General features: G+C 43.7%; 2 protein-coding genes. One reads left to right on the top strand and one right to left on the bottom strand.

The features are described 5' to 3' along the window. A partial coding sequence (locus JWQ85_RS02430) for a hypothetical protein (protein ID WP_299463382.1) occupies positions 1-1,681 on the bottom strand: 1,681 nt, incomplete at its 3' end. Positions 1,682-1,988: 307 nt separating this feature from the next. Between JWQ85_RS02430 and JWQ85_RS02425 the strand changes: the two genes are divergently transcribed. Further along, positions 1,989-4,261, top strand: a 2,273-nt coding sequence (locus tag JWQ85_RS02425; RefSeq protein ID WP_299463379.1) for a glycoside hydrolase family 2 protein, incomplete at its 3' end; no start/stop codon positions are given.

Raw genomic sequence — 4,261 nt, 5'->3', positions numbered from 1 at the left:
GGGTATCGTGCTGGCTGTGGCATGTAAAACAAGACTTTGTAGGTAGTTGGAAATATGTTTCCATGGTGCTGTTTGCCAGTATATTAGTGCCTATAGCGGCTCCGTCTTCCTGGTTAGTAAGGCTGTAGCTTTTACCGTTGGGTGCAGCCCCTTTATTGGTCCATGTGGCCCCTATAAAAAGATAATTTTTCCGTGTGTCATTGCCAACCAGCAAATTCTGTATCGAATTGTTGATAGATATCACTTCACTGTTTGAAGCGGCTGATGATTTATCTTCCGGATTAGTTACCTGGCCTTTAGCACTGCCCCAGGCAAACAGGCGTAAGGTATTACTTGCGCTAATGGCATGCCCGTTAACTGCATAAATGGTATCTGAAGCCGCTCCATGAGCAGTATCTACCATATGGGCAATATTGGTAGGTGTATCAGTAGCGTTGCGGTTAAAAGTCCAGCCGCCGCCTGTATCGGCTTTCACTTCAGCAAGTTGATGGCTCGCGTTTAAATAATCGTAACTGGCATTAGGCGTATTCCCCTTGTGCTCAAAAGTTGACCATATCATTTCCGGATGGCCCGCTACACTACCCACAATATGAATACCAACCATTGCCATCAATACCGTTTTTTCGCCTTTAGGCGTCCATTGTAAAGAGTTGGTGGTATCGTATGTAGGGACCGTAGCTTTAATCGTGTAAAAGCTGGAGGGGTCTGGCAATGTGCTTGCCTCTACCCAGGAAGATTTGATCTCTATAGCCAGTGCATTTGAATCGGGCAGATATACGCCTTTTGACTTGGCAAAAGCACAAATACTATCCCGGGCCCCTGCCGTTGTTGGGAAATGTGTAATGTCCATTTTGCCTTGCTTCGCTGCCATCATATAATAAGCGTATACATCGTTAACCATGGTGATATAATAAACCAGCGAACCGTTCTGAGACATAAGCACGTCACCGGTGGCTTGCCCGGCTTCAGATTCGATGATATTTCCCTGGGCATCCAGGAATACGAATTTATTTCCTACCCGGAACCGCCTTACAAAGTCCTGTTGGTTTTTATGATTGATAATGGCTTTGGGATTGGCGATCGGGGTTCCGGAACGGTCTAAGAACTGCAGTTTCCCTTGTGCATTTGCTTTTACCTGTGCAACTTCGGCAGTTTGCCCAGCCGTGTTTTTTACAAAAGCACGCACATTGGTTTCCGGCCCGGGATTTTCAATCTCCAGTAACCGTCCGGTTTTGTCAGTTATTACAGGGAGGTTATTCGGCCCATTTTTGGTAATGTGGCCCGACATACGTAACGGAACGCCTGAGCTATGTGGAATAAGGTTACGGTTCCCGGCAGAGTCGGCTGTAACATCATAAAAAAGCGGCGATTCTAAAACAGAGCCTCCTGCAGGCTCGGGCGAAGTAACCCATAAAAACATCCGCTCTGACCATTGGTAGAAATCGCAGTTATTATTATGCGGAAAAGCAACACTGTTAGCCGCGGTTACCAGGCCGTTTTCTGTTGCCTTGCCACTTGCAAACCAGGTGTTGAAACTGTCTTGTGAGACTGTACAAGAAGGCAGGACATCCGTAGGTAGCGAATTTTGATTCGCGATATTACCGGAACGGGGTGAGCTGCATCTCCATAAAACGAAGACCAGCAATAGCAGAAAGCCGGTTACCTTAATAGTTTTTTTCATGTGTGATTGTTTAGGTTAGGTATAAATTAAAAGTATAAAGTCGATTTTTTTGAAATTTTGCTATGGAAAATAATAAGATCAATTAAATGACCGGGTTAGGAGGATGTGATTCTTTTACAGTAAAGCTAACGTTAATGAATGCTAAGCTACAGGGTATTTTAACGGTATTTTTTACTGTAAATCAGCTTTTTATAGGTGTGTCATAAAAGTGTTACCAATATCCTTTAAGAAAATGGTTTGGGTATTTAATGTCAGGGAATTTTAAAATAGATTTGCCCTAACATCATAGCTAAATAACCACATGAAAATGCCGCAACTTTTACGCATCAAAGATTTTAATTTTAGATTAATATTTAGCCTGATTATACTGATGGCGGCGGTTCACTGTACAGCTCATGCACAGAATAGCTACGAATTAAATTCCGGCTGGAAGTGCGCAGCAATAAAAGATATAAAGCAAGACGGATACCAGCTTAGTAAGGCTTCTTTCAACAGCAATAGCTGGATGCCCGCAACCGTGCCGGGTACGGTTTTAACAACACTTTTAAACAATAAAAGGGTTCCGGATCCATTTTACGGGATGAATAACGAGCTGATCCCGGATATTTATAAAACAGGCGCGGAGTATTATACTTATTGGTTTGTTAAAGAATTTAATGAGTTACCCGTTGCAGCAGCGGGTAACCAGGTGTATCTTAATTTAAGAGGTGTTAATTACAGTTGCGATATTTATTTGAATGGCCATAAACTGAACAAAACCCTTCAAAAGGGGATGTTTTTACGCTTTTCTTATAATATAACACCGTTTGTAGCTAAGAACGGACATAATAAATTAGCTATTTTGGTGTACCCGCCCGATGTTTTGGGCAACGCTAACGGCGGCCAGGGTGGTGACGGTACTATAGCCCGTAATGTAGGTTTGCAATATACCGCCGGATGGGATTGGATACAGCCTGTGCGTGATAGAAATACAGGCATTTGGGATAAAGTGACCATACAGAGGACTGGTTCGGTACGTATAACTGATACTCATGTAATTACTAAGGTACCAGGGGTAAGACAGCCGGATGGCATTCAACAACCCGCGATCATAAAATTGGAAGCAGTAGTAAACAACCCAACTGCGAAAACGGTAAGTGGTGTATTAACTTATGAAATTGCAGGTGCGGCAGTATCAAAGAACGTTATCTTAAAACCTAACGCAACAGTAGCCGTAGCACTTAATGATCATATCCTTAACAATCCAAAGCTTTGGTGGCCTAACGGTTACGGTCCGCAAAACCTTTACGATGTTAAGGTGAAGTTTGTAATTAACGGCAAAACAGTTTCAGACCAGCAATCACTAAAAGTAGGGGTGCGCGAAATACAAAGCGAGTGGAACGAGCATACCGGCAGCAGGCAAATTGCTGTTAATGGGCAAAAAATATTTATTAAAGGGGGTAACTGGATAATATCTGACGCCATGCTGCGTCTGTCTGATCTTCGTTATGATGCCGAGGTCCGCTTTCACCGCGACATGAACCTTAATCTGATCAGGGTATGGGGAGGTGCCATGATAGAGCGCCCCGAATTTTATGATGCATGTGACAGATATGGATTGCTGGTTTTTCAGGACCTGTGGGGATCAGGCGATTGCAATGGCCGCTGGATCGATCCTATGAAGCTTGATGACCAATGGACCAGGAGGCAGTACCCTAATGACCATCGTTTGTTCCTGCGGTCTGCCGAGGATCAGATAAAAATGATCCGTAACCATGCGTCATTAGCGATTTGGTGTGGTGGCAATGAAATAACCCCGCCCGAAGACATCCTGGTGGCTTTAAAGGATACTATTTTACCAAAGTTGGATAATACGCGCTGGTTTGTAGATTATTCCAATTCCGAAAATATGTCGCGCAATGTTTGGGGTGGCAATGGCGACGGTCCTTATGGCATCCAGCCTTTATCTGTTTTTTGGGAACATCAAACTTATCCTTTTAACTCCGAAATAGGCTCTGTAGGGGTGGGCGATTATGAATCATTAAAAAGATTTATCCCCGCGCAAAACCAAATTGAACCAGTTTATGACGAGGAAACCCGCAAAACAAAAACAGATAGCGTTTGGGCTTACCATAAGTACATTGGTTATGATACCAGCATCAATAAATATGGCAAGGCCAAAAATGCCGAAGATTTTGCGCGCAAAGCACAACTGGTTAATTATGATCAGTACCGCGGCCTTGCAGAAGGGTTTACAGCGCATATGTGGGACTGGTACACCGGCTTTATTATCTGGAAAACACAAAACCCGTGGACAGCCATGCGTGGTCAGATGTATGATTATTACCTTGACCCCAACGCCTGCTTATATGGCCTTCATAATGGCAGCGAACCCCTGCATGTAATGTGCAACCCGGTAACTGGTATGGTGACGCTGGCTAACAATACCTTTAAAGCCAGGCGTAGTATTATGCTTGTTGTTAAAGCTTTTGATATGGATGGGAAAGAAAAATTGCTCACCCAGGTATTTGTGGATATCGTGCCTTCATCAACCAAAAAGATACTGTCGGTAAAAAGAGCGTTGGATGAGATGGCAGCAAA

It is taken from the genome of Mucilaginibacter sp. (assembly GCF_028288105.1).
Classification (GTDB): domain Bacteria; phylum Bacteroidota; class Bacteroidia; order Sphingobacteriales; family Sphingobacteriaceae; genus Mucilaginibacter.
This window is presented reverse-complemented; position numbering and strand designations above follow the sequence as displayed.